The sequence below is a fragment of the Glutamicibacter sp. MCAF14 genome (assembly GCF_052114325.1).
Classification (GTDB): Bacteria; Actinomycetota; Actinomycetes; order Actinomycetales; family Micrococcaceae; genus Glutamicibacter; species Glutamicibacter arilaitensis.
Genome location: NZ_JBFREO010000001.1, coordinates 400346 through 425817 on the forward strand (window position 1 = coordinate 400346; position 25472 = coordinate 425817).

Here is a 25472-nt window from a genome sequence, read left to right on the forward strand (position 1 = left end):
GTGCGGCTAGTAACCGGTAACATGGAGCGGATGCTATCTGTTCAACGAATCCATCGTTGTGATGCAGGCTATGGGAGAGTTCAGTATGACAAACAAGTTGCGAGTAGTTGAAATCTGCGCAGGAGCCGGAGGCCAGTCGCTGGGGCTTGAACGCGCAGGCTTTCACCACGAGCTGGCCATTGAACTAGACGAAACCGCAGCGGCTACTCTTCGCTTGAATCGCCCAGAGTGGAAAGTAGCGGTTGGCGACGTTGCTGATAAGTCCGTATGGGACCCGTCTGATCAGTCTCCAAACAAGCTTCCATATCGCATCGACCTATTCGCCGGAGGAGTGCCCTGCCCACCGTTTAGCATAGCTGGGCAGCAATTAGGGTCTTCCGATGAGCGGGATTTATTTGCGTGGGCAGTCGAGCAAGTAGGAATCATCAAACCGCGTGCCGTGATGCTCGAAAACGTGCGCGGCCTAAGTATGCCACGTTTCTCTGGCTATCGTCAGCACGTTCTAGACAGACTAGAAGAGCTTGGATACAAAGCGGAGTGGAAACTTATCAATTCTTCGGACTATGGAATTGCGCAGCTCCGTCCTCGTTTTGTACTAGTTGCCATGGAAGAAAACGAATTCGCACGTTTCCATTGGCCGCAGCCGAAGCCTAAGCGTGTCACAGTAGGGCGGGCCCTGAAAGATCTCATGTCTTCCAACGGCTGGGAAGGAGCCGATGAGTGGTCGCAACACGCGGATGCTATCGGCCCGACTATAGTCGGTGGTTCCAAAAAGCATGGCGGCGCTGATCTTGGCCCGACTCGCGCCAAGGCGGCTTGGGCGGAACTTGGAGTAAATGGCAAAGGTATCGCAGATACAGCGCCCATGCCGGGTGAAACTTTTGAGATAGGGCCAAAGCTGACTTTGGAAATGGTCGCCAAGCTTCAAGGTTGGGGCGGCAGAGACTACAAGTGGAAGTTCGCAGGGAGAAAAACGAGCATTTATCGGCAGATCGGTAATGCGTTCCCGCCCCCTGTAGCTCGTTCTCTGGGGCTAGCTATTGCAAGCGCCCTAAAAGGGACTTCACCTGTGCGGAAGAAATTGGAAGATTCGAATGTCACTGATCCGGTTTATAAAGCGCTAAAAGAAAACGGAGATTTTATGACGATCGATGAAATAGTTGACCATGCAGGAACGGATTTGACCGTGAATCAGATCCAACGAGGAATTGATATTCTCGAGAGAGACTTTGATATTGAGCGCGCGGAGTGCGGGAAGCAGATTTCCTTCCGGATTGGTCACTTTCGGGCGTTCGTAGGTCAAAAAGAGCATTCGAGGCATTCGTTCTACGAAGGATCGATCAATAGGGTCAGTTAGTAGAAAACAGCTACTACACCGTCTAAATGTCGTAACGGCGTGAGGGCTGTCCCGTCTGAAGCGATACCTTGTGGAATTTGATTGTCGTCTCTACCAGTGAGGGTGACGGGTAGGCCTTTCCCTGCCCTGGGACTGGCGGTTTCTGAGTCTGATTTCGGATCTTCTTGGCAAGGTTGGACATCCCACTGGGATCATCGATAAACCGTTTGACAATTTCTTTTCCGGCAAGCGTGGAACGTAGTCCTATCCCAGTGCTGTTCGGGTGGCTAGCTATTAGGTTGTTCACTTTCATACTGACGGAGCTTGGAGAGCGATAGCGTTCGTCTTTGATCTCATTCGAGTCCACCTGACGGGACTGCAGCAAGCCCGACAATTTCTTGATTCCGGGAGTCCTACCATTCACACCCTTCCAATGACTGCTCAGCGCCAGATCGGCTGCTAGTACCATTTCGTCCTCTGTCCAATGTAGATTATTCAATGGTTGTAAGTCCTTCCAACGCGTGGTCACGACCCCAACTCGCACTGTGAAGCATTTATCGATGAATCTTAACTATTCCGAGTAGAACTTGAATCATTTTCGGCGTAATTTCAGTTCAAGCTTTTCCGATTCATTGGAGAACTAAAAGCATGCGCGAATATGTCTTTTGCGAAACTTCCAAAATGTAACCTATGCGTACGCGAGGAATCAATCTCTTAAATTTCGAAATCATCATCCTGATACGTGATGTAAAACGCCATCCTACTCACAAAGTCAGAAGCCTGGGAAAACTTCTGCATAATTTCCTCCGGCGTCAACTCGACCAGAGCGTTAGCATAATCGTTGTGGACCAATAAATTTCGTTTTTGTCCCAATTGCATGAAAGCGTCATGTTGGTTTTTGAATGTGCTATCTGATCCCAGATCGGCATTAAACTTGTTGGAGCAGATGTCCCCAAAACTAGTGAAAAAACCTTTAGCTTTGCCCCCTGGCCAATCGAACAACGTGTGGTAACTGCGTGACATAACCCTTTTTTCTACGAAAGTGGATAGGGAGGTGCTACCATGTTGCTCAAAAATTTGAGCAACAATTACCTTAACTTTCGCTTCTAGACTACTTGCAGCTGCAAGAAGTAAATGTTTGTGATAACTCCGGTTTAGGGCAGCCAGGCCGGAGGGGTTAGACCTAAGATCCGTGCATAAGGCTTGATAGTCCTCGTACAGTGACTGGACGGCGTGAGTATCGTGCTTGTTGCTCATTACGCACTCGCAATATGTTGATGAACAACATTGATTCGTGCTCGTGTATTCGTTGGTTTGGTAGAACCTTCTTGAAGGGTGTCGGCAAATGCACCGTCGTGCTTGGCTGCAACGATCGCCGAAGATAGTTTCGTAGCGTCGAGGTCAGGTTCTGAGAGCTGAACCCACGCCGTATAGGCGCTTTCGAATAGAACGCCGCTAAACCTACCGGACCGCATGAATGGAGAATCTACCGTTTGAAATAAATCTGTAAATTTCGTCAGTTGATCAATCAATTTTTCTTGTTCCGGGGTATCAAATTTCTTTGCGGACAAACAGAATTTGTTGATAAAATTGGTCATTGATCCACTAAATCCCTCCGATGACTGAGCGAGAGCCATTGCTCGAAGCAGGAATTCAGTGTCCCTCATGCGGGCATCTGGGTATTCTGCACCAATTAGCCGCCGCCAATTCGTGGATGAATTTAGTGCAATAACTTTACCAAAGAATTCAGAATGGTATAAGCTTGCGCGAATTTCTTGAGGAGTCAGATTGACGCTACCTGTGTTTAGTCGGCTGAAGAGCTCAAAAACGGCAGAATTTCCTTCGGGCGTTGTTTGTTTCACCACGATATTTCTAATTGTCCGAAGATCTAAAGAAGTTCTATCTTCTTTGAGGCCGAGATACGTTAGACCATTGAATCTATTCGGGATGCCGGACGCTGACTTCGGCAACGACAGCTTGAATGGCTCAAAATACTCATCATCCTGAAGCAAATCATCTTCGAGGTAACCCTTTTGAAGGTGATCACGAATATCGCCTCGTATTTTTCGTCTAGGAAACCTGCCTTTCGCGAAGAAGTATAGGGTTAGCAGACGTTGTTGACCGTCAATGACCAGAAAATTGTTTCGCGTTTCTTCATATAAAAAAACTTGCGGTACTGGAAGACCGATCAAAAGCGATTCTATTAACTTGGAAGCCCTTTTTCGGTCCCACACATAATTTCGTTGGAAACTTGGGATTTTCATTGCCCCTGACTCAATGAAACTTACGATGGTCGAAAAATTCCAATCGTTCGGCGAAGATACTATGTCATATTCCTCGACTTCAACCTCGTCGTATTCATTCGATGCATCGTCAAGACTCAGTTGAGAATGACTCGGGATGTTTTCGCTGGTGCTGCCTGCAGTTGTCATTAGTTCTCCGCTTATCATGTCGAACGCTTCGCTTTTGGGAGCGAACGGTTAGTGAATCAAAAGAGTGGTTTATTGTTATCTTGAACTGGTGGTTCTCGATCATCGCTTTCAGTTTATGGCAGATGAGATTACTCGCATAGCCTTCCACGCAAAAGTTGTGTTTGTGTATGGCTGGGTACTAATGAATTCGTCGGGAACGGATTTTCTGAGTTATTTTTATGGAAGGCCATAGATAGCGCGAGGGATGCAGTTTAGCCCAAAAATGAAACGCAGGCATAAGTATAGGGAGGCTTAACAGCGGTATGCGAATTTTAATCGACAACGACACCGGCATCGACGATGCCTTGGCCTTAGGATATCTTTGCGCGCTCGACCACGTGCAGATCGAGGCAGTTACCAGCACTCCAGGCAACATAGATGTCGAGCAAGTCGCGGCTAACAATCGCGCTCTGCTCAAGCTTTGCGGAAAGCCAGACGTCCCGGTCTTCATCGGTGCCCGCGAACCACTTGAGATCCCACTCGTGACAACCCCGGAGACTCATGGACCTCAGGGAGTTGGCTACGCGACGCTTCCCGATCCTGGGCCAGACGCATCGGCAAGCAATGGGGCCGTCGACTATTGGATCCAAGCGGCACGTGCGAATCCGGGCGAACTGACTGTCCTACTGACTGCACCCCTGACTAACTTCGCATTGGCGCTGCGCCGTGAACCAGGGCTACCGTGGCTGCTCCGAAAAGTCGTCATCATGGGTGGCGCCTTCTACTATCAAGGCAACACCACGCCCACCGCAGAATGGAATACCCATGTAGACCCACACGCAGCCAAGGAAGTCTTTGCCGCCTACACCGAAGCTGCTGAACAGGGCCTCGAATCCGAGAAGCTGCCCACCGTGTGCTCGCTGGACACCACAGAACGCTTTGAAATGCAGCCCGAGTTCCTGACCAAGCTGGCAGAAGACGCTGGATGCGAAGAACCAGAATTGGTTCAAGCCGGCGACGCCGAAGGCACTCTCAGCAAGGCGTCTAATCCGCTTGTGCGATACCTTTCTGACGCCTTGCGGTTTTACTTTGAATTCCATCGGCACTACGACCAGGGCTACATCGCTCACGTCCACGACTACTTCGCCGCTGGAGTCGCCGCAGGAACACTCGAGTATGAAACGCGCCCGGCAACAATCGATGTCGAGACAGAATCACAATTACTGTTTGGATCCACAGTTGCAGACTTCCGTGGGCTGTGGGGCAAACCTGCGAATGCGCAGGTGGTCTCGCGTAATGACCCACAAGCAGGTTTTGAAGAACTGGTAAAGCGCCTAGGCGCTTTGGCCCGTAAGGCAACCATCGACTCTTAGGTGTTCAGGTTGGTGAGCTAGAATCATCTACCGGGTCGAGGTGACATAGGCCCGCAGCTCGCGCGCGCCAGCCTGAACTTTGGTGCGCAGTCATACCCGTACCTCAGGACTGCCTCATCATGTCATCAAATCTTCTTTTGCCCGAAGAAACTTCTTCGCAAACACTCAGCCGCCGACTCATGGCAATCGCTGGAACTGTCATCCTCGTGGCCACTTACATCACCTTGATTACAACTCAGCCAATGGGGATTGTCGAGGGTCTAGGACAGGGTGTTGCTCTGGGCACTTTTGCTGCCTACCTCGTAGCGGCAATTCTCCTGCTGCTGGCCGTATTGCCTGATCTTCCTGTCTCCACTTTGACCCTCATTCCAGTGGCATTGGTTCTGAACATCATCCTTGGCCAGTTTGTTGGCTCGGTAATGATTCCTCTTTACATTGACTCCATCGGTACGGTCATCGTTGGCTTCCTAGCTGGCCGTCGGGCAGGCGCTGCCACCGGTGTACTGAGCACCTTGGTTTGGTCGCTGTTCGCACCTACCGTTCTGCCGTTCGCGGCAGGTGCCGCACTTGTTGGTTTCCTGGCCGGCACCGCCGCGCGTTACGGAGCACTGCGCCGAGTTTACTTGGCTCCAGTTGCTGGCCTCGTTGCAGGTGTTCTTGTCGGAGTGGTTTCTTCTCCGATAGCGACCTTCGTTTACGGCGGTACCTCGGGCGTGGGTACCGGCGCACTGGTTGCTGCCTTCAGTTCCATGGGCGACTCACTACTCTCCGCTGTTACCAAGCAGGCGCTGATCTCAGACCCGGGAGATAAGGTGGTGGTCTTCTTGGTTGCAGCCCTTCTGGCGTATGCGCTGCCAAAGCGCTTGAGCAGTAGCTTTGAATTTGTCCGTCGCTACAACGTCTTGGGAAAGCGCGTCAGCAAGTAAGCGATAACCCATGCCCCGTACCATCAGTCTTCATCCCTTCACCATTCTGGCTATTGCCGTAGCAGTCGTTACGTTGACAACTGCCGCTAGCCAATGGTGGCTGAGTTGCGCCGTCATAGTGCTGTGCCTGCCCCTAGCGGGATGGGCGGGGCATCTGAAAAAGTTGGCCGTTCTCAGCGGCGCCATGCTTCTGCCAACGTTTCTTTCCATGCTGCTGATTCATGGATTAATTTCCCGAGATCCCTCAGCTGCCATGGCGCAGTGGGGTCCGCTGCGCGTCACTGTTCATGGACTCGAAGTGGCTTTGTCCTTGGGCTTGCGTACGGCAGTCCTGGTGGTGGTTGGCCTGCTCTGTGGATTGCTTATTGATAAGCATCAGCTGGTGGCAGCCATTGATTTGGCACCCGTCCCACCGCAGCTGGGATACCTGCTGGCGGCGACATTGTTCTTGCTGCCGCAAATGGGGGACAAACAACGCCAGATTGGTGAAGCGCAGACTCTGCGCAGAGTGGGAACAAGAAAGGGAGTAACGGGTTGGTTCCAACGCGTGCGACTACGCGCGGTTCCACTGGTTCTTGCCTCGATGCAGGATGCTCAAGACCGCGCGGTTCACTTATCGGCTCGCGGGTTCCCGGCCACTGGCGCGCGTACTCGTTTGCGTGCTGTGTCTGATTCATCTGTCCAGCGAGGCATCCGTTGGGCGGCCTTGGTGTGCGCAGTAATTGGGCCGGTCTTGATCTTGGCGCTCGCGCGGATCGGGAGTCACTAGTCATGTACCGAAAAATCTCAGAGCAGTCCACCGTGGTACTTGGCCTTAATCTGGGCAGCTACACCTATTTGGATAGCACCGACGTAGTTTTGCATGACATTCTGCTGGACATGCGTCCAGGATCCCTTACCGTCATTTCAGGGCACTCGGGCTCTGGCAAATCAACGCTCGGTGCAATCCTTGCCGGTCTGCTTCCGCGCCACGGCATGGATGAACTTGTCGGATCTATCGGGGTAGCCGAAACCCTGATTGAATTCTCTTCATCATCCACCCCGCGCGTTGATGTTGCCCAGTGGGCCAAGCATGTAGGCCTATTGCCTCAAGATGCGGGACACTATTTGTCATTCATTCGTGGCACGGTCGCCGAAGAGCTGGCGTTCTCCTTGGAAAATGCAGGAGTCCCCAGAGAGCAGATGCAGCGGAGAGTTGCCGACCTTGCGCAGAAGTTCCATCTTGAGCATCTATTAGAACGCCACCCTCAACAGCTTTCTGGCGGTCAAGAACGATTGGTAGCCTTGGCCTCCTTGGCCATGAATGAACCCGATGTCCTCGTCTTGGATGAACCACTGGCCGGTCTGGACAAGCAAGCAACAGCTGTGGTTTCCGAGACGATCAATATGCTCCGTGCTAATGGGACGGCACTTGTCGTGCTGGCCGATTCGGTAGGAATCTGGGCTCGTGAAGCGGATGAGCTCTGGCGACTAAACCAAGGGACTTTACAGCGCATTGCAGCCGAGGGGCTGCTTCAGCCCAGTGGCCAGCCAGCTCGCAGTCAACCAATTGCTGCAGACGCACCAGTCTTGCTGAGTATGCACTCAGTGCAACTGGCTTATCCCGGTTCCACGAAGCCCGCAGTGAACAATCTGAACCTCCAGCTTCGCGCGGGCGAATGCCTGGGGCTGGCCGGAGCTAACGGTTCCGGTAAAACGACAGTCCTCAAGGCCATCGCAACCCTACTGAAACCAGAGGCGGGAACGCTGACCCTGTCAGAAGAGCCCGGCTTATTGCTACAGAACGCTTCTGACCAGCTCTTTGAACGTACAGTCTTGCGGGAAGTGTCTTTTGGAATCCCCAAGAAGAGCGTCTTGCGGCAACGAGTTCCTGTAGTCCTCGCGCAACTAGGACTTGAATCCTATGCGCAGACCCATCCGTATGAGTTGCCAGCTTCTGCCCGCAGGCTGGTTGCATTGGCAACGGTGTTGATACATGAACCAAAGATCCTGCTTCTGGACGAGCCCACAGAAGCTCTGGACGGAGCAGGCGAAGCCAAACTCCAAGAGGTTATCGGGTCAGTGTTGTCTCGTGGGGGAGCGCTCATCCTCTCCACCCATGATGAGCAGTTCATGGAAAGAGTGACTCACCGTGTGCATCAGATGAAGTGATAGTGACGGAACAGACAGTGGGTTGATTGACACGTCATCGACTTTTGAGATGGTTCGGAGTAGCGTCCTAGGTACGAGGCCAACGGAAATCCCGTGACCATCTTGAAACGGAAAGTGGGTCCATCATGGCTCAGTATGATGTAGCAGATCGTTCGGCAGTAGTCACCGGTGCCGGTTCGGGCATTGGGCAGGCTATCGCCATCCTCTTGGCCGCCAACGGAACCAGGGTGGTGGTCCAGGACCTCAATGCCGAGGCCGCTGGCGCTACCGTGGAAACCATCAAGGCCGCAGGCGGAGAAGCCGTTGTTGTTGCAGGAGATGCCAGCTCTTCGGCTGTCATCGACGAAACTATCAAGGCCGCCAACGCCATGGCTCCATTGAAGATCGGCGTCAACAACGCAGGCATCGGCGGCCGCGCCGCCAAGGTGGGCGAGCTGACCGACGAGGACTGGGACAAGGTCATCTCGGTGAACCTCAACGCCGTCTTCCGCGGAACCCGCGCCCAGGCCAACGCCATGAGCGAGAACGGGGGAGGGTCCATCGTGAACATGGCCTCGATCCTCGGCTCGGTGGGCTTCGCCGGCAGCTCCGCCTACGTTTCCACGAAGCATGCCGTGGTGGGTCTGAGCAAGACCGCCGCCGTCGAATATGCCACCTCAGGAGTACGCGTGAACAGCGTAGCCCCGGGCTTCATCGACACCCCGTTGCTGCAGCAAATGCCCAAGAAGGCCTATGATGCGCTGGTCGACAAGCACCCGATTGCCCGCTTGGGCAAGCCGGAAGAAGTGGCGGCGCTCGTGGCCTTCCTGGCCAGCGATGCCGCGTCCTTCGTGACCGGCAGCTACCATCTGGTTGACGGCGGCTACACCGCCGTATAGCCCATCGGATCAAGCGGATGCGGTGCGGAGTTGTGCCGCATCCGCTGGTTTATTGCTCATGGCGAGCCCTCGAATCCAAGCAATGAGCGTCAGGCGATTCCAATGCTCTGGAGCCGTTAGCCAGCTCATGTTCTTAGCCGAAGCGGAATAAGTTGCTTGCGGAGGTAGTTACGCTGTGCAACTACAATTTCCAATTCAGGAGTCCCGCCCCATGGATCTGTTTTCCCCTCTCGCCCTCGGCGACCTCAAGCTGTCCAACCGCCTGGTCATGGCACCGCTCACCCGCTCGCGTTCGGGCAAGGACGGCGTGCCCAACGCAGATGTAGTCGAGTACTACCGCCAGCGCGCGTCCCTGGGCCTGATCGTCAGCGAGGGCACCTACCCGAGCTTTGCCGGCCAGGGCTTCGTCCGCCAGCCGGGCCTGGTCACCGAGGAGCAGATTGCCGGCTGGAAGAAGGTCACCGACGCGGTGCACGCCGAAGGCGGCCTCATCGTGGCCCAGGTCATGCACGCCGGCCGGGTCACCCACCCGGAAACCACCGGTGCAAACTACGTCGAGGCACCAAGCGCCATCGCGGTTGAAGGCGAGTCGCGCACCTACACCGGAAAGCACGCGTACCCGGTTCCGCATGCTCTGGGCACCGAAGAACTCCCAAGGATCATCGAGGAATTCGTTGCCGCTTCGCGCAATGCCATCGCCGCCGGATTCGACGGCGTGGAGCTTCACGGGGCCAACGGCTACCTGCTGCACGAGTTCATGGCGCCTTCGGCCAACACCCGCACCGACAACTACGGTGGCTCCCCGGAGAACCGGGCCCGCTTCGTCATCGAGGTAGTTACCGCTGTCGCTGAAGCAATTGGCGCTGGCAAGACCGGCCTGCGCATTTCGCCGGAACACAATGTCCAGGGCGCGGTAGAAAATGATCGTGCGGATGTGCTGGCTACCTACACCGCGCTGGTCCAGGGCATCGCGCCGCTGGGGCTGGCCAACCTGAGCATCCTGCACCATGACCCAGCCGGCGAGCTGGTCCAGTCGCTGCGCAAGGCCTTTGGCGGACCGGTGCTGCTGAACACCGGCTTCGCGGAGATCACCACCTATGAGGAAGCCGCACGCGTGGCTGCCGAAGGCTGGGGAGAAGCCGTAGTCGTGGGCCGCCCAGCGATAGCCAACCCGGATCTGGTGCGCCGCTGGAAGGAACAGCTGCCGCTGAACGAACCAGATTTCGCGACCTTCTACACCGAAGGCCCCAAGGGCTACATCGACTACCCCTTCTGGGAGAACTGATAGCGCCAACCGAATAGCGATGCCAGCGGCCTCGTCCAATCAGCATTGGGCGGGGCCGCTGGCCTATTGTCATGTTCTGGCGGCGGTCATCCGAACCAGGGCTTCTCGGCAGCCGCCAACGTCCCGTCATTCTTGGCCATGTTCAGCCACTGGTTCACGTACTCCTGGAACTCGTCATCGCCCAGCGGCAGCAGGTACGCCTTCTGGGAGAAATTGAATGGCTGATCCGGGTGCACCGCGCACAGCTCGGGGTGCTCGTTGGCCACCCACCGGGTTTAGGAGGCATCGGTGGTCATCACATCGGCACGCCCGGCAATGATCTCATCGAAGATCTTGTTGTTGTCCTCGAAACGGATGATTTCCCCTTCGGGGTAATTCGCGTCGGCGAACTTCTCGTTGGTCCCGCCAATCGGAGTGATGGAACGGACCCCGGGCTGGTTGATTTCCTTGACCGTGTCGTACTTCTCCACGTTCTCGCACAAGGTGATTGGCGTCTTGCCCTCGTCCAGGGTGGCTTCGCTGTAGTAGGCCTGCTGGGCGCTTTCCATGGAAATGGATACCCCGCCCACGGCGATATCGCATTCGGAGAGGAAGTCCGGCATCAAGTCCTTCCAGGAGGTCTGGATGAACTCGGGCTCTGCGCCCATCGACTCGGCAAGATTCTTGGCCATCGTGATGTCGATTCCCGACCATTCCCCGGTGTCCGGGTCAAGGTAGGTGAACGGCCGGTAGTCCCCGGTGGTGCAGACCTTCAGCGTTCCGGCTTCAGCTACGCTGGCCAGCCGGGTGCTCTCGGAAACTGGCTCCTGGGCGTCGCCGGAATCCGGGGCTGGAGCCGAACAGCCTGCAAGGAACAAGGCTGCGCATAGGGCCAGCAATGGCAACCCGCGGGTAATGGACGGATTCTTCTGCGAACTGTCGGTCATAGTCCATCAATCTATAAGCGCTCCAAGTCAGGGCACAAGAGTTCCGGGTTTTCTTACGCGAGCAGAAATCAGCCGGCAGCAGGAACCGCTGCGGTCAGGTCCAGCGCGGCCACGAGATCCTTGCTGTGCTGATGTTCCGCATTGCCCAGGAAATCGTTGAGCGGTCGATGCTCCACCAGCTCGCCCTCGTAGAACACGGCTACGTCGTCACTCACATAGCGGATCACGTCCATGTCGTGGGAGATGACCACGAGGCTCAGCCCCATGTGCTCGCGCAATTCAAGCAGCAGGTCCAGGATGTGGCGCTGGGCTACCGAATCCAGTGCAGAGGTGGACTCATCGCAAATCAATACCTGGGGGTCGGTCAGCAGCGCCCGCGCGATGGCCAGGCGCTGGAGCTGGCCGCCGGAGCACTGGCCGGGCCTGCGATCCAGTAATTCCCCCGGCAGCCCCACTTGGGCCATGGCTTGCGCCATGCACTCGCCGGCCGGGATTACCGGCAGCCGGTGCACCGCCGCGCTCATCGACGTGCGGATGGAAAGCCGGGGGTCGAAGGACGAGTACGGTTCCTGGGCAATGACCTGCACCCGCGTCGCTTCGCCATTGTGGTGCGTATCGATGATCCGTCCGGTCGTTGGCTGTTCCAATCCGGCCAGCAGCCGGGCGAAGGTGCTCTTGCCCGAACCAGAGCGGCCCACCACTCCCAGGACCTGGCCGCCGTGCAGGCGCAAGCTTGTGGGCTTCAAGGCTGCCGGTCCCTTTGCGCGGCGCGTGTAGTTCTTGCCCGCATCGACCGCTTCCAGCAAGCATTGCGAATCCTTCGCTCGTGGCGTGCGCAGGGGAGGCAAGCTGGCTTCCACCAGCTCGCGTGTCTTGGCATGGCGGTCCTTGGAGAAGATCTGCGCGGTGGGGCACTGGTCCACAATCTGCCCATCGCTGACTACTACGACGCGGTCTGCGATGTGCTGGATGCTGGCGATATCGTGGGTGATGAACAGGACGCCCACGCCACGTTCCTGCTGCTTTCGGCGCAGCAATTGCAGCACCTCGGACTTGAGGATTGAATCCAGCGATGACGTCGGTTCATCAGCCAAAATGAACTCCGGGTCAGCGGCCAGGGCGATGGCCAGCATGGCGCGTTGGGCCATGCCGCCGGAGAGCTGGTCCGGGCGCTTGCCGGCAATCTGCTTGGCGGGGGACAGGCCTACCTCTTCGAGCAGGGACAGCACCTGCTCCTCGTGCTGGCGGGCTTTGCCCCAGCCGTGGGCGCCCAGGGCTTCGAGCAGATGCGCGCGGATGGTCAGCCGCGGGTTCATCACGCGCTTGGGCTGCTGGAACAACATGCTGATGCGCCGTCCGCGGATCTGGTCCATGGCCTTCTCGCCCTGCTGGTCAAGGCGCTGGCCATCAAGCAGGATCTGCCCCTCAGCACGCAGCTGCTTGGGCAGCAGGCCGATGATGGCCTTGGTGAGCAGCGTCTTGCCGGAACCGGAACGCCCGACAACCGCCACCAATTCGCCGGCTCGCAGGGCACCGCGCGCTTCGGAGAGCAATCGCTGATCGCCGGAGCTGACCGAAAGATCAATGAATTCAAGTTCTTTAGTCATGGGCTTCCGCCTTGGCCTCGGTAGCAAGCATGTCCTGCCCGCCCAGCACCTGGGTGATTCGATTGCCCAGCAGGGTGACGCAGAAACTGATCAGGAAGATGGCGGCGCCCGGCGCAATCAAGCCCCAAGGGGAACGGATTGCATGAGGCTGGGCCTCGGCCAGCATCGAGCCCCAGTCCGACTGCGGCGGCTGGATACCGATGCCCAAGTAGGACAGCGAGCCGAGCAAGACCAGCAGCAAGCCAAAACGCAGAGCCGCCTGGGCCAGCACCGGGCCGGCCACAAAGGGCAGGACGTGGTGGTGCAGGATGAACCAGCGCGAAGCCCCGACGTGCTTGGACGCTTCCACGTGGTGAGTCGAGAGAACCTGGGCTGCCATGGACCGCACCAGCCGTGCGGTGGGTGTCCACGCGACGACGCCTACCGAGAGCACCATGGTGAAGAAACCGGGACCCATGACCGCGATGATCAGCAGGGCAATGACAATCTCAGGCAAGGCCAATAGCAGGTCGTTGATTCGCAAGAAGATTTCGTCCAGCCATCCGCCGCGCAACGCGCTGAGCAAGCCCAAGATGGTGCCAACAAGCAGCGAGAACAGCGTGGTGATCAGCGCGACGGACAACGAGAACTGTCCGCCGTGCAGCACGCGGCTCAAGGTGTCGCGGCCCAAGGAGTCGGTGCCCAGCAGGTGAACCATATTCGGTCCTTGCAAACGGTCGGCAAGGGACTGCGCGTCAGGATCATAGGGAGAAATCAAAGGGGCCGCAATGGTCATGATGACCACGGCCAGCAAGATGAACGCAGGAGCGGAGAGAAGAATCCTTGAAGCGGTTTTCTTAGCCATGTCGAACTCCAATTCTCACGTTGGGGTCACTGAGCTTGTGGATCAGGTCAATGATTCCGGTGACCAGCACCGCGCAGGTCACCACAACCACCACGCCGCCTTGGGCGACGGGGATATCCGCGTCGGTAATGGCATCAAAAATCAGCCGGCCCATGCCGGGGATGGCAAAGATGACCTCGACAATGACTGAGCCACCCAGCAGCCCGGCAAACCACACGCCCACCATGGTCCACAACGGCAACAGGCCGTGCGGAATGACGTGGCGAGCCAACGCCTGGGAGCGGCTCAAGCCGCGGGCGCGCGCTGCGAGCACGTGCTCGGAGTCCAATGCCTGGCGCACGCCGGAGCGCACCGCAACGGTGAAAAAGCTGATGGGGCGCAAAGCCAAAATGAAGACCGGGAGCACCAGAGAAGCGGGGGAATCGTAGCCGGCCGAGGGAAGCAACGCCCAGCGCACGGCAAAGAGCAGAACCAGCAATGGCGCCAACGCGTATTCGGGAATGGCTATGAGTGCGTGGGTGATCGAGGTGATCAGCTTGTCGGGCCATTGCCCGGCGCGGGTGGCTGAAATAACTCCCAAAAGAATCGATACAAGGATGGCTGACAGCAAGGCGGTGCCTGCCAACGACAGGGTGACGCCGATGGCCGGCAATACCTGGTCTGCTACGGGGGTGCCGCTGATGTGCGAGATGCCCATATCTCCGGTGAAGAATCGACCCAGCCACCGCGCGAACTGCACCAGCATCGGGTCGTTGAGGCCAAACTGCTCAGCATAGGCCTGAACTGTCGCCTCATCAGCTTCGCCAAAGTCCATTCTTGCGCGCAGCAAGGACCGCACGGGGTCCCCGGGGGAGACGAAGGGGACAAGGAAGACCGCGAAGGAGGAAAGCAGAACTGCTGCGCCGAGGCCAACGACACGGCGCAGCACGGTGGCTAGTGATGACACGCTATTTGGTTTTCGCCAGGTCCTTGGTCATCACATAACGGGTCAGCGGGTCCTGGACATAGCCCTGGACCTTGGAGCCCACACCGTCGATGGCCTGCTCATTAACCAGCCAGACGTTCACGGCATCCTTGGCGAGGATGTCTCCGGCCTGGCGGTAGAGACCATTGCGCTTGGCCTGGTCCTTCTCAACTTGGGCCTGGCCCACCAGCTTGTCGTAGTCCTTGTTGCAGTAGTGGCTCAGGTTGTATCCACCCTCGCAGGTGTAGTCGGCCTGCAGGAAGCCGATGGGGTCAGCGATATCGATCATCCGGTTGCGCTGGCTGAGGATCATGTCGTACTTGCCGGCCAGCACATCTGGCTCCACTGCGCCGTAGGACTTGGTGACGACATTGGCCTTCAAGCCGATCTGCTTGAACTGCTCCTGGATGATGGCGCCCACGCCAGCGAATTCGGCACGCTCGGTGATCGCAATGATGTCCAGCGGCTTGTCTTGCTTGTAGCCCGAGGCTTCCACCAGCTTCTTGGCTTCCTCGAGATTCACCTGGGGCACGGTCAGATCCGGGTTGGCCCAAGGCTCGCTTGGTGCAAAGGGACCGGTGGCAGGCTGGGCGGCGCCTTCATAGATGCTGGCGGCTATGGCTGGCAGATCCAAGGCCATGGTGGCGGCCCTGCGCAGGTCCACGTTGTCGAAAGGAGCGCGCGAGTTGTTCAGGTACAGGGTCGAGGTGCGAGGCGAGTCGGCCTTGAGCACGCTGATCTTGTCATCGGCTTCCAGCGTGGCCAGGCTGGTAGCCGGGATGGACATGGAAATGTCAGCCTCGCCGGTCTGCACCTGGGTGGCTCGGGTGGCGCCTTCGGTGATGTAGCGGATTTCGCCGCCGGCCAGCTTCACCTCTCCATCCCAGTAGTTCTCATTGCGGTCCAAGGTCAGGGACTGCCCTGCCTTTTCCGAGACCGGGGCAAAGGGCCCGGTGCAGTGGTTCATCGGGTCAATGCCCTTATCGGTGTATGCGGCAGGGGAGAGCACGCCGGCGTTCACGCTCGCCATCCGGTAAGGGAGCAGCGGATCAGCGGACGGGGTGGTGACGCGAACGGTATCAGCATCAACGGCCTCGACCTTCTTGATGGTCTTGGGGTTCACTGCACGTGCCGGTGCAGTGGCTTCAAGGACATGATTCAGCGACGCGGCCACAGCTTTGGCATCAAATGCGGTGCCATCCTGGAACTTCACGTTCTTGCGCAGCTCGAAATCCCATTCGGTATCCGAGGACTGCTTCCAGGAAGCAGCGAGCATCGGCTCAACGGTTTTGGTGCTCTGGTTGTATTTGGCCAGGGTTTCCAGGCAACCGGCGATGGAGAGCACATAGGCGTCGTCGCTTTCCAGCGCCCAATTGGATACCGGGGCGCGGAAATTGGCCACAATCACGCGGGCTTCCGAGTCCGCGGCTTGTTCCGGGGCGGAGCTCGCAGGAGTGGAGCTGCAGGCGGTCAGCGCCAGGGCAATGGCCGCAAAACCTGCGGCAGCGCTCAATCGTCCAAGTTTCATGGAAATCCTTCGGCATTACGTGATGGATTGGCATCTAATGCAATAGAGCCTCGGTAAGCGTACCCTAATTAGTTGCCTCGTTTTGCTGATTATGACCCGGCAAGGAAAGCGGAGGAAAAGCCCCCGCCGAGAGCCTGGGAAGAGAGGGAGCTGAGTAGTGCAAAGTTGGGGTGCCCCGTGGAAAATCTGCGAGGGCAGCGCGTCATGTATCGCAGGTCATGAGCCCTGGGCCGGCAGGCCTGAGCGCCGCACGAGCGATGCGCCAAGCCTGGAAGCAAGGACCAGTGGAATGATGAGAACCAGCCACGGCAGGAATCCGGGGACTTGGCCCTGACCAGCCTGGGACAAGAGCCAGCCCACCAGCAGATTCCCCAGCAGCACCGCCAAGCCGCCGCAACTGGACAGCAGGCCGAAGTAGGATCCGGTACCCCGGAGCCCGGCGAATCCGGGAACCAGCGAAAGAGCTGCAGGGTGCACGCTCATATGCCCCAAGGCCAGCAGGGTGACCGCGCACAAGATGCGTACCGCCGCGGTATTTTCGCCGAAAGCTGTGGCGGGGAGAAAGGCGAGTACGCCGAACCCCAGCGCGCTGGAGACATATCCGCAACGCAGGGTCGCTGCCGCGCCGATCCGTGCGGCGAGCCATGCGATGGGCAATTGCAAGCCCAGGGTCAGCACGGAGATCCACGCGAAAACCAGTCCCAGCCACTGGGTTGGCAGGCCCGTGCGTTCCAATTCCAGGGGAATGGCCAAATAGAGCTGGTTGTATGCCAGCAGGTCAGAGGCATGCAGGGCGCAGAAGGCCACGAATTTCCGGTCCGCCAGGCATCGGCGCAGGCTGCCAGGCTGGGCCTGCCGCTTGGCCCGTGGCCCGGCATGATCCAGCGAAGTGCCTTCCGGAGCGTAGCGGCGCAATGCCGCAGCCAGGAACAGTCCGATGGCGATGAAGAAGATTGCCCCGAAACCTGCAACGGCCGCGAACCCCCAGTCCCACAGTGCCGCTCCCACGAGCGGTCCGGCCACCGCGCCGATTTCTCCGGTGACGCTCAGCCAGGCAAAGAGCGTGGCCCTCTTGGCTCCCGTGGGCTGGCCCCTGTCGCGCGCGCTCTGGGCAGCGCCCACCAGAATGCTCAGGCCCGGAGAGAAGAGCGCCCCGCCGAATCCGGTGAGCAATGTGCCCAGGATGAACAACCAGAGCTTCGGGTCGCCCAAGGACAGCGAGGCGGCCAGCGTGAAGAATCCGGCGGCGCGCACTGCGCAGCCAATAAGGATTATGCGCCGGGCGCCGAAGCGATCGGCCAGGCTGCCCCCGGCCAGGAAGAGGCCCTGCTGGGCGAAGGTCCGGATGCCCAGGATCAGGCCCACCGCGGCGCCTGCCAGCAGGAAGTCGTTGGCCAGCACTACGGCAAGAAAGGGGACCACGGCGTAGAAGCCGATATTGAACAGCGTCTGGGTTCCCAGCAGTACCGGGACTTCGAAGCGGGACGTGCTGGTTTTCATGGACCTCGGGGAACGGGTAGGCGCTGCGAGCAGATCGGGCGGACTCTTTGATCTTAGCCAACACCGGTGCCCTGGGACGGGTCCTGCCCGGTGGATCCGCGCGGCAGGATCCGTACCGGTCCGAGGAAACTTGCTGCCCTGTCCAAGACGCCATCCATCGACTTCAGCTCGCATTCCCAGAGCGTCAGCGATTCCCAGCCAAGCGCCGCCAGGCTATCGCGATTGCGCTGGTCCCGGGCGATGTTGGCATCCAGCTTGGGGTTCCAGTACCCGGTATTGGATGCGGGGCGGCGTTGGCCCACCGGGCAGTCGTGGCCGTGCCAGAAGCAGCCGTTGACAAAGATGGCCTTGCGCCGGGCGCTGAAGACAAGGTCCGGGGACCCGGGGAGCTTTCCGCCCCGCAGCGGGATGCCGGGATGCGCAGAACGCAGCTGGGCAACTTGCCGTGCAGGCAGGACGCCGTGCACGCCGTAGCGGTACCCAGCTGCATGCAGCAACCGTCGCAGGACCAGTTCCGGTCCGGTGTTCTTGCTGGATATGCGCGACATGAGCGCCGAACGCTGCGCCGCCGACATGATGTCCATAGTCCATTGTGCGCCGCGAACAGGCCGCGCACTGCTGGCTGGGTTTTGGCTGGATGGCTTGCTGGAGCCATCGGATGAAACCTCTTGCAACGGTTCCCAAACCTTGGCTGCCGCAGTAGCGTTGGAGCTGAAATGGCCGGCCGGGATCGGGCCGGTCACCGACAGGCAGAAGAATCGAGGGGGAGCCATGCGCGCAGCACGGTATTACGACCAGAAGGACATCCGGATCGAGGACATCGATGAGCCGCAGCTGAAACCGGGAACAGTGGCCATCGACGTGGCCTGGTGCGGCATTTGCGGCACCGATCTGCACGAATACCTGGAGGGCCCGATCTTCATCCCGCCGGCCGGGCATCCGCACCCGATCTCCGGGGAGAGCGCTCCGGTGACCATGGGCCATGAATTCTCCGGAACCATTACCGCCCTGGGCGAAGGCGTCACCGGCCTTGAAATCGGCGAGAACGTCGTGGTGGAACCGTACATCATCCATGAGGATGTGGACACCGGCGAAGGCCAGCAGTACCAGCTCTCCCAGGACATGAACTTCATCGGCCTGGGCGGCCGCGGCGGAGGGCTATCGGAGAAAATCGTCGTGGAACGCCGCTGGGTGCATCCCATCGGCAAGATCCCCCTGGATGAGGCCGCGCTGATCGAGCCGCTGTCGGTGGCCCACCACGCCTTCGTCCGCTCCGGGGCGAAGGCCGGGCAGGTGGCCATCGTGGGCGGGGCCGGCCCGATCGGCCTGCTGACCGCAGCGGTGCTCAAGGCCAAGGGGTTGACGGTCTACATCTCGGAGCTCTCCGAGGCCCGCAAGGCCAAGGCGCGGGAAACCGGGGTTGCCGACGAGGTTTTCGACCCGAGGGACGGGGACGTGGCAGACAAAGTGCGCGAGGCGACCGGCGGCCGTGGTGCGGATGCCGGATTCGAGTGCTCGTCGGTCCCGGTGGTGCTGGACATGCTCCTGGATGCTGTGGCTCCCGGCGGGGTGATCGTCAACGTTTCGATTTGGGGGCATAAGCCTGAAGTGGACATGCCCAAGCTGGTGCTGAAGGAGATCGACCTTCGCGGCACCATCGGCTACGCCAATGACCATCCGGACACCATTGCCCTGGTACAGAGCGGCAAGCTGGATCTGGCCCCGTTCATCACCGGGCGCATCGGGCTCGACGAGCTGGTTTCCGAAGGGTTCGACCAGCTGATCAACAACAATGAGGAACACGTGAAGATCATTGTTGATCCGCGGGCCTAGCCTGCAGCTATCGGGGCCAGTTGGATCACTGGCACTGGCCCCCTGGCCCCCTGGCTGCGGCTAGTGGTGGTGTTCTGCCTGTTTCATCTTGCCAATGATTCCCGGGTCGATGTCTCCCGAACGATGAGCGCCGTGCTCGGAATGCGGTACCGCGAGTTCTCCAGCGGACGAAGCTGCCAACCCCAAACTGGCAACCGCCGCAACCGCAACCGAACCGGCAAACATGCTCCCGAGGACAACTAGGCTGCTGGAACGCACTGCCCGGTGCGGATAGTTCTTCCGCCGCTTGCGCTGCCACAGGAATACCGCCAGCACCGACAGCTCAAGCAGCAGCAAGGAAGCAATCGTGAGATCCAGATTCTTCGTTCCCTCCGGGAACCCCCAAAGGCCGGCAACAATGCTGGCTAAATGCACGGAGGAGACGAGCGCCAGGCAGGGGACCGCAAGCTTCACGGCAGGGGCCGCTGCCTTCAGCAGGCTGGCAACGGCGGACACCAGCGCCACCCCAGCCCAGGCTGCGGATGCTATCGCGCCGAGCCACGCCCACCACGGTGCCGGCGCGGACCCGACCCCGAATGCCGATGCCAAGCTGGCGGAGGAGGCCGCGGCCAGCGCCGCAACTCCCAGACCAGCGATCCCGGCATATAGGCCGCCGAAGGCGACGGATCCCGCAACTGCACCTCGCCCTTGAGTGGCAGGTTCGGTGGCAGCCGCCGTCGCCTCGTGGGAATTCATGACCGTGCAGTATGGGCTGCTGGCGTCCGGTCTTGGGATAGGCCTACGGACAGCAGGACAATCGCGCTGGCTAGATGCAGGACGTTATCCGCACCATTCAGGGCAATGATGTTCAGCGCTGTTGAGGCCAAGAAGAGGCCGAGGATGCCAACCAGAAGGTAGACGGCGCCCACGGTCGTGTTGGCGAGTTTGGAAGCACGCACGGATCCGAGCCCAGCGATGAGCAGTGCTGCGCCGATGGCCAGGTGGATGACGTTGTGAAGTGGGTTGACCTCGAAGATGATCAGCTTCCCGCCCTCTGTTGCGAAGAAATCCACGCCGGCCGTGACAAAGAAACCGAGCAGGCCTACGAGGAGGTATACGGCTCCGAAAATCGTTGCGAGCAAACGGTTAGGCGAAGTGCGCATGGCAATCAGTCCTTCCTGTGACACGGTTTCTAGTCCGCGTCGAGTTCTGCGGGTTCCGGAAAGAACCCTGTAGAAGTTCTTCGGAGAACGACGGCAGACGGATTGGCCTTGGTGGCACTTATTTGAGTGCATCGTGCCTAGGAGAGCCGACGGCAGGTTTAATCTCCTTGGCGTTCGGGGGTGAATGCTCTGGATTCCTCACCAAGGAAGCTAATGCGTTGAGGTAGCGAGTTGAATAAGCAACGGATCAGCAACCCGGAGTACGTCCTTCGTCTTCCTTTTGAAGTGCTCCTCAGATTGCGCCAGGTCGGAGCTTCATCTGCTCATATGCCTCCAGTGCATCCAATCTCGACTGCTTCAGATCCACGATTGGCTCTGCGGCCAACGGTGCGAAGTGGGCGACATAGCTTCCTTGCGGATCGAATTTCTTGGCCTGCATTTCCGGATTGAAAACCCTGAAATACGGAGCAGCGTCCGCGCCGCTGCCGGCGACCCACTGCCAATTGGCTGAATTGCTGGCGATATCAGCATCCACCAAGGTGTCCCAGAACCAGCGCTCGCCGACCTTCCAGTGCACTTGCAGATTCTTGACTAGCAGGCTGGCTGCAACCATGCGCACCCGGTTGTGCATCCATCCGGTCTGCCACAGCTGCTTCATGCCGGCATCCACCAGCCCGAACCCGGTGCGTCCTTGCTGCCAAAGCCTTACTTGTTGTGCAATCCGGGCATCTTGCTCAGGCCAAGCCCAATCGAAGTGGTCGAAACTCGAGCGCAGATTCCGGTCCGGAAGCTGCGGGTGGTGGTAATACAGGTGCCAGCAGAAGTCGCGCCAGGCCAGCTGGCGCCTCATGGCTGTGGCGCCATCGGCACACTGCGGGTGCGCGGAGGCCAACCGGCCCAGGGCATCCCACAATTCGTGCGCGCTCAAGTGCCCCCAGCGCAAGGCGGGAGACAGGGCCGAGGTTCCATCCAGATCCGGGCGGTCATGAGTCTCTGGATAGTTTCCGGCAATGGATTCAAGAACGCACTGAAAGCGTTCACGCGCTGCCGGTTCGCCCGGTTCCCACCTCTGGGCCAGGCCCTCCGTCCAGGTTGCGGCGTTGGGCAGGAGCTCCAAGCTATCAAGAGCGTCGCTGCTGGGCAGCTGGCCGGCAGCGATGGGCTGCTGCGGGGCCGGTGAAGGCAGGGGTGGCCTGATCTCGCTGTTGCGCAGCGCATTGTAGAAGGGTGTGAACGCCTTATAGCCTGTGCCATTCTTGGTCAGCAGTTCCCAAGGCTCATGAAGCAGCGTGCCGGCATGGCTGCGCGTTGGGATGCCGGCCGCATTCAGTTCAGCCTTGATCTGTGCGTCGACCATGCGCTCGGCATGCCCATAGCGCCTGTTCCAATGGACCGCGCGGGTCTGGCTCTGCTCCACAATTTCCCGGATAGCCGCCTCAGCGGGACCTTGGCGCAGGATCAGCGGGATGCCGATCTCTGCCAGAGATTCCTGCAGGCTTTCCAAGCTGTGGTGCAACCACCATTTGGAAGCTGAGCCGAGAGCGCGGATACCAGGGGATTTTTCGTCAAGGATGAATAGGGCCATGACCGGACCGCTCGAAAGTGCGGAAGCAAGCGCCGGATTGTCCGTGGTTCGCAGGTCATCGCGGAACCAGACCAGCTGCATCGGCCGCACGGACTCGTTCATTGGGAGCTTCTCCATTTGCAAACCTTACCTATTATTTAGCCTAGCTAGCTAAATTGTGCGTGAACTGCGCGCTCAGCAACAAATCCAGGAGCCTTAGATGGGAATTTCCTGATCTGTAACCCGACTTGGCAAAGCGGGGAGTTTCCTTCAGGTAAGGTCGATTACTTCCTCGTCCCCAGCAATTCGCCCGACAATATTTATTTGAAGAGAACCGATCCCGTGCAAGAAGAACCCTCTGTCCATGCCACTGGCTCTGCCCCGAACGCAGGCCAGGAATCCGCCGAGTTCACCCCACCGCCTGGATGGCGCAAATCCGAGAAAAAATCGACGAGCAAATTCGCGTTCGAGATGAGCCGGACGACATCCTGGTATGCGAATGACGGACAAGGGAATGGCTACTTCGCCCCAGGCTGGGACAGCGAGCGGATCGCACGCAGAACCGGAGTCTTCGTCTGGATTGGGGTGGTCATGGCAGTGCTCATCATCATTGGCGGTTCAGTTCTATTTTTCAGCCAGTACTCTGAGCAACGCGCCTACGACCGGCTGAAAACCGAGGGAATCCAGACCACGGGCACAGTCACGGACATCCAGGTGGAGCATTCCACCTACAGGGGCAGGGAAGGCCGCCGCAGTTACACGACAGTCACCTCCGCCACCGTGCATTACGCGGTGGATGGGCAGGAATACTCCAGCCCCATCGAGGACCGGAGATCGGGGTTCAGGAAATTCACCGAGACCTCCTATGTCCGCTCCCCGGAGAACTACCCGGATCCCTCATGGGCTGAAGGCCAGAGCGTGTCGATCCTTGCAGATCGAGAAAATCCGCGAGATGTCGTTCTTCACAAGCCCTACTTGGAGCGCGATACCGGCAAAATGCCCGTAGGAGGTTGGATTGCAATAATCGCCACCGGGGCCTTGCTGATCATCCCGGCGCTTTTCATCCGTGCAGGAATCGTGAACATGCGCAAAGCCAGAGAGCTCTAAGCCATCTGTTGGGCGCAGGCCAATGGCAGGTTCAGATCATGGGCTATGCCCTGAACCTGCCATTGGCACGCTTGGCTGGAACTAGGAATTGTCCTTCAGATCCTTGGCGGTGTCCTTTGCTTCGCCTTGCAGATGCTCTGCTTCGGAAGCCGCTTCTGATTTCACTGCCTCCACTGAGTCCTGGGCAGAAGTCTTCAAGTCCTGCGCCGCCTGCTGGGCCGGTTCCTTCAGATCTTCGGCAATCTGCTTCGCCGCGTCCTTGGCCTCGTCAATCAATGGCTCGGCCTTCTCCTTTGCCTGCTGGACCAGCTCGGCTTCCCTCTGGGTTCCGGGAATCAGCGACGAGGCCAGCAAGCCGGCTCCGAAAGCGATGATTCCAGCCGCCAGCGGGTTGCCCTTGGTCTGCTGGGCCACTTGATGCGGTGCTTCCCGCACGGCTTCACCAGCTTGCTCGCCGTAGTGGTGCAGCTGTTCATTGGTTGATTCGCCGGTTCCCATGACGGAGTCCTTCACCTTCCTGAACGAGTCCTTGGCCTTCTCTGTTTGGCGGTGGGCAATGTGGCTGGGACTGACCTTATCGGCAATCGCGTCCACATCCTGCTGCATCTCGCTTCTTGTCTGTGCGATGTCAGCGCGCAGCTGTTCTGAGTTCTTGCTCATGATGCATCATCCTTCGGAGTAAAAGCTGACGGAATCTTCTTCACGGTTGCGGCCGTATTGGGCAGTCCCTTGATCTCTTTCATCTTCTTCTTGGCGACGCTGGCCATCACCAGGGCGATTATCGCCCAGAGGACAGCGACCACCAGTGCCGAGAGGCCGTAGCCAATCCAGGCTGATATTCCAAAGAAGGCGGCCACGGAAAGGAACAGCAGGACGAAATGTCCTGCTACGCCGGCACCGGCATACATGCCCGCGCCCTTGCCGGCAGTACCGGCGGATTCCTTCAGCTCGGTCTTTGCCAGTTCGATTTCCTGGCGAACCAGCAAGGTCACATTCTGCGTCAGGTCGTTGAACAGGGCACCTAGGGAACTGCGTTCGTGCTCTGCGGAACCGGGTTCTGGTGTCGTGTGGGTCATCGAGTCCTCCTAGCGGTAGTTGGTGCTGCGCGGATCCTCAGGCGGATAGGAACGCAGTGGATCAACGTCTACGGAATCGACGGCAGGGCGAATGCCTGCCGAGTCCACGCGGCTGGTGCCCTCGAAGGACGGATCAACCCGCGGAGGCGGGGCTGGAGCGTCTTCATATGCCGCTACAGGCTTGGCGGCAGGATCGGTGTGGTGCGCCTGGTCCTGGTGTCCCGTGCTGTCCTTTGGTTCGCTGGCATTGCGGGTCATGCGTCCGGCCAGCAGCCCGGCCCCCAAGGCCAGGCCCAAGAAAGCGCCGGGACGCTTGCGCGCGAAGGACTTGACCTCGTTGAGCAGATCGCTTGGCTCGCGCTGCTCCAGCCAGTCAGCGGCCCGGCCGCTGTGGTGGGATGCCTGGTCCACCAGCGTGGATGCCGTGCCGGAAGCCGAGGACTGGTCCAGCATGGAGCGGAATTCTTCGCTGATATCGCGCAAGTTCGCGGCGACCTTCCGCTGCTGCGCGGCGGCCTGGTCCTTCAGATCGGAACCAAGCTCATCGAGCAGGTGTGCCGACTGGTCCTTGGCCTGCTCGGCCAGCATCGCGGCTTCCTGCTTTGCGCTGTCAACCACATGCGTCGCGGACTCCCGGCCCTCCTGGGCCAGATCCTGTGCTGCTTGCGACTTGCCCGATGGCTGCCCGCCGCCAGGCAAGTCCCCGTCACCGAATCCCTGCGCATGGGCCGGGATCGGCTCTACGGTCTCTGTGGGGAACAGGTCTGTTTGCGGCTCGGTTAACGGATCCGGCTCATTCAGGCTGTGCCGGTTGGTACCGGGCTGCTGGGTGTTGCGCGGACCATCCGGGAATGGATTCGAACTGGTGTAGTCGTTGGTGCTCATTTCTTCCCTTCCTGTGCTGCCGATTCAGCTGGACCGTGCCGACGTGCGGCCTGTCCTGCTCCTAAACGATGGATCATGGAGCGCTGCGGGTCATCTACGACGTTAGATGTGCTGGTCCGGGGAAGGCAGGGAGATA

General features: G+C 58.9%; 25 protein-coding genes. 9 read left to right on the forward strand and 16 right to left on the reverse strand.

Annotation, left to right across the window (positions count from 1 at the left end):
- Positions 1-85: 85 nt before the first annotated feature.
- Positions 86-1357, forward strand: a complete 1272-nt coding sequence (locus AB4Y71_RS01865) for a DNA cytosine methyltransferase (protein WP_441717551.1) — start codon at positions 86-88, stop codon at positions 1355-1357.
- A gap of 693 nt (positions 1358-2050) precedes the next feature.
- On the opposite strand, the gene AB4Y71_RS01870 is transcribed toward AB4Y71_RS01865, so the two are convergent.
- Both AB4Y71_RS01870 and AB4Y71_RS01875 read right to left on the reverse strand, forming a co-directional pair.
- Entirely contained in the window at positions 2051-2593 is a 543-nt protein-coding gene (locus AB4Y71_RS01870; RefSeq protein ID WP_441717553.1) for a HEPN domain-containing protein, read from the reverse strand.
- Positions 2593-3768, reverse strand: a complete 1176-nt coding sequence (locus AB4Y71_RS01875) for a DUF262 domain-containing protein (RefSeq protein ID WP_441717555.1) — start codon at positions 3766-3768, stop codon at positions 2593-2595. The genes AB4Y71_RS01870 and AB4Y71_RS01875 overlap by 1 nt, the downstream gene beginning before the upstream one ends.
- Positions 3769-4070: 302 nt before the next feature.
- Between AB4Y71_RS01875 and AB4Y71_RS01880 the strand changes: the two genes are divergently transcribed.
- From AB4Y71_RS01880 to AB4Y71_RS01905, 6 genes are all read left to right on the forward strand, one after another.
- Positions 4071-5120: a nucleoside hydrolase gene (locus tag AB4Y71_RS01880; protein ID WP_441717556.1), complete on the forward strand. Its 1050-nt coding sequence runs from the start codon at positions 4071-4073 to the stop codon at positions 5118-5120.
- A 119-nt stretch (positions 5121-5239) separates the two neighbouring features.
- Positions 5240-6046 carry an ECF transporter S component gene (locus AB4Y71_RS01885; protein WP_441717558.1) on the forward strand — a complete coding sequence of 269 codons (807 nt, stop codon included), beginning with the start codon at positions 5240-5242 and terminating at the stop codon, positions 6044-6046.
- 10 nt (positions 6047-6056) lie between these two features.
- Entirely contained in the window at positions 6057-6815 is a 759-nt protein-coding gene (locus tag AB4Y71_RS01890; RefSeq protein ID WP_441717560.1) for an energy-coupling factor transporter transmembrane component T family protein, read from the forward strand.
- Between the two features lie 2 nt (positions 6816-6817).
- A complete protein-coding gene (locus AB4Y71_RS01895; RefSeq protein ID WP_441717561.1) occupies positions 6818-8197 on the forward strand; it encodes an ABC transporter ATP-binding protein in 1380 nt (459 codons plus the stop codon).
- A 125-nt stretch (positions 8198-8322) separates the two neighbouring features.
- The gene (locus AB4Y71_RS01900) at positions 8323-9075 is read left to right on the forward strand and encodes an SDR family NAD(P)-dependent oxidoreductase (protein ID WP_441717563.1); all 753 of its coding nucleotides are present in this window, start codon (positions 8323-8325) and stop codon (positions 9073-9075) included.
- A gap of 211 nt (positions 9076-9286) precedes the next feature.
- Complete coding sequence (locus AB4Y71_RS01905) at positions 9287-10360, forward strand: alkene reductase (RefSeq protein WP_441717565.1); 1074 nt, start codon at positions 9287-9289, stop codon at positions 10358-10360.
- Between the two features lie 86 nt (positions 10361-10446).
- On the opposite strand, the gene AB4Y71_RS01910 is transcribed toward AB4Y71_RS01905, so the two are convergent.
- From AB4Y71_RS01910 to AB4Y71_RS01945, 8 genes are all read right to left on the reverse strand, one after another.
- Positions 10447-10626 (reverse strand): hypothetical protein, encoded by a 180-nt coding sequence (locus AB4Y71_RS01910; RefSeq protein ID WP_441717567.1) that lies wholly within the window; start codon positions 10624-10626, stop codon positions 10447-10449.
- 9 nt (positions 10627-10635) lie between these two features.
- On the reverse strand, positions 10636-11286 hold the full coding sequence (locus AB4Y71_RS01915; RefSeq protein WP_441717569.1) for a transporter substrate-binding domain-containing protein: 651 nt from the start codon (positions 11284-11286) through the stop codon (positions 10636-10638).
- A gap of 68 nt (positions 11287-11354) precedes the next feature.
- Positions 11355-12893 carry an ABC transporter ATP-binding protein gene (locus tag AB4Y71_RS01920; RefSeq protein WP_441717570.1) on the reverse strand — a complete coding sequence of 513 codons (1539 nt, stop codon included), beginning with the start codon at positions 12891-12893 and terminating at the stop codon, positions 11355-11357.
- Positions 12886-13737 carry an ABC transporter permease gene (locus AB4Y71_RS01925; RefSeq protein WP_441717572.1) on the reverse strand — a complete coding sequence of 284 codons (852 nt, stop codon included), beginning with the start codon at positions 13735-13737 and terminating at the stop codon, positions 12886-12888. The genes AB4Y71_RS01920 and AB4Y71_RS01925 overlap by 8 nt, the downstream gene beginning before the upstream one ends.
- On the reverse strand, positions 13730-14683 hold the full coding sequence (locus tag AB4Y71_RS01930; protein ID WP_441717574.1) for an ABC transporter permease: 954 nt from the start codon (positions 14681-14683) through the stop codon (positions 13730-13732). The genes AB4Y71_RS01925 and AB4Y71_RS01930 overlap by 8 nt, the downstream gene beginning before the upstream one ends.
- A gap of 1 nt (position 14684) precedes the next feature.
- Positions 14685-16229 (reverse strand): ABC transporter substrate-binding protein, encoded by a 1545-nt coding sequence (locus AB4Y71_RS01935; RefSeq protein WP_441717576.1) that lies wholly within the window; start codon positions 16227-16229, stop codon positions 14685-14687.
- Positions 16230-16445: 216 nt separating this feature from the next.
- The gene (locus AB4Y71_RS01940) at positions 16446-17729 is read right to left on the reverse strand and encodes an MFS transporter (RefSeq protein WP_441717578.1); all 1284 of its coding nucleotides are present in this window, start codon (positions 17727-17729) and stop codon (positions 16446-16448) included.
- A gap of 53 nt (positions 17730-17782) precedes the next feature.
- On the reverse strand, positions 17783-18277 hold the full coding sequence (locus AB4Y71_RS01945) for a very short patch repair endonuclease (RefSeq protein WP_441717580.1): 495 nt from the start codon (positions 18275-18277) through the stop codon (positions 17783-17785).
- A gap of 223 nt (positions 18278-18500) precedes the next feature.
- Here AB4Y71_RS01945 and AB4Y71_RS01950 point away from each other — a divergent pair, with 223 nt between their 5' ends.
- Positions 18501-19562, forward strand: a complete 1062-nt coding sequence (locus AB4Y71_RS01950) for a 2,3-butanediol dehydrogenase (protein WP_441717740.1) — start codon at positions 18501-18503, stop codon at positions 19560-19562.
- Between the two features lie 60 nt (positions 19563-19622).
- Here AB4Y71_RS01950 and AB4Y71_RS01955 read toward each other — a convergent pair whose 3' ends face one another.
- From AB4Y71_RS01955 to AB4Y71_RS01965, 3 genes are all read right to left on the reverse strand, one after another.
- Positions 19623-20297, reverse strand: coding sequence for a hypothetical protein (locus tag AB4Y71_RS01955; protein ID WP_441717582.1), 675 nt, complete (start codon positions 20295-20297; stop codon positions 19623-19625).
- Positions 20294-20704, reverse strand: coding sequence for a DUF4383 domain-containing protein (locus AB4Y71_RS01960; protein ID WP_441717584.1), 411 nt, complete (start codon positions 20702-20704; stop codon positions 20294-20296). Before AB4Y71_RS01960 ends, AB4Y71_RS01955 begins: the two co-directional genes overlap by 4 nt.
- Positions 20705-20996: 292 nt before the next feature.
- A complete protein-coding gene (locus tag AB4Y71_RS01965; protein WP_441717586.1) occupies positions 20997-22406 on the reverse strand; it encodes a cryptochrome/photolyase family protein in 1410 nt (469 codons plus the stop codon).
- A 333-nt stretch (positions 22407-22739) separates the two neighbouring features.
- Here AB4Y71_RS01965 and AB4Y71_RS01970 point away from each other — a divergent pair, with 333 nt between their 5' ends.
- A complete protein-coding gene (locus AB4Y71_RS01970; RefSeq protein ID WP_441717588.1) occupies positions 22740-23375 on the forward strand; it encodes a DUF3592 domain-containing protein in 636 nt (211 codons plus the stop codon).
- Between the two features lie 81 nt (positions 23376-23456).
- Here the strand turns inward: AB4Y71_RS01970 and AB4Y71_RS01975 are convergent, their stop codons facing one another.
- From AB4Y71_RS01975 to AB4Y71_RS01985, 3 genes are read right to left on the reverse strand one after another with little or no spacing between them, the layout of a single operon-like run.
- Positions 23457-24035: a DUF3618 domain-containing protein gene (locus AB4Y71_RS01975; protein ID WP_441717590.1), complete on the reverse strand. Its 579-nt coding sequence runs from the start codon at positions 24033-24035 to the stop codon at positions 23457-23459.
- A complete protein-coding gene (locus AB4Y71_RS01980) occupies positions 24032-24451 on the reverse strand; it encodes a phage holin family protein (RefSeq protein ID WP_441717592.1) in 420 nt (139 codons plus the stop codon). Before AB4Y71_RS01980 ends, AB4Y71_RS01975 begins: the two co-directional genes overlap by 4 nt.
- 9 nt (positions 24452-24460) lie before the next feature.
- Positions 24461-25336, reverse strand: a complete 876-nt coding sequence (locus AB4Y71_RS01985; protein ID WP_441717594.1) for a hypothetical protein — start codon at positions 25334-25336, stop codon at positions 24461-24463.
- Positions 25337-25472: the final 136 nt, after the last annotated feature.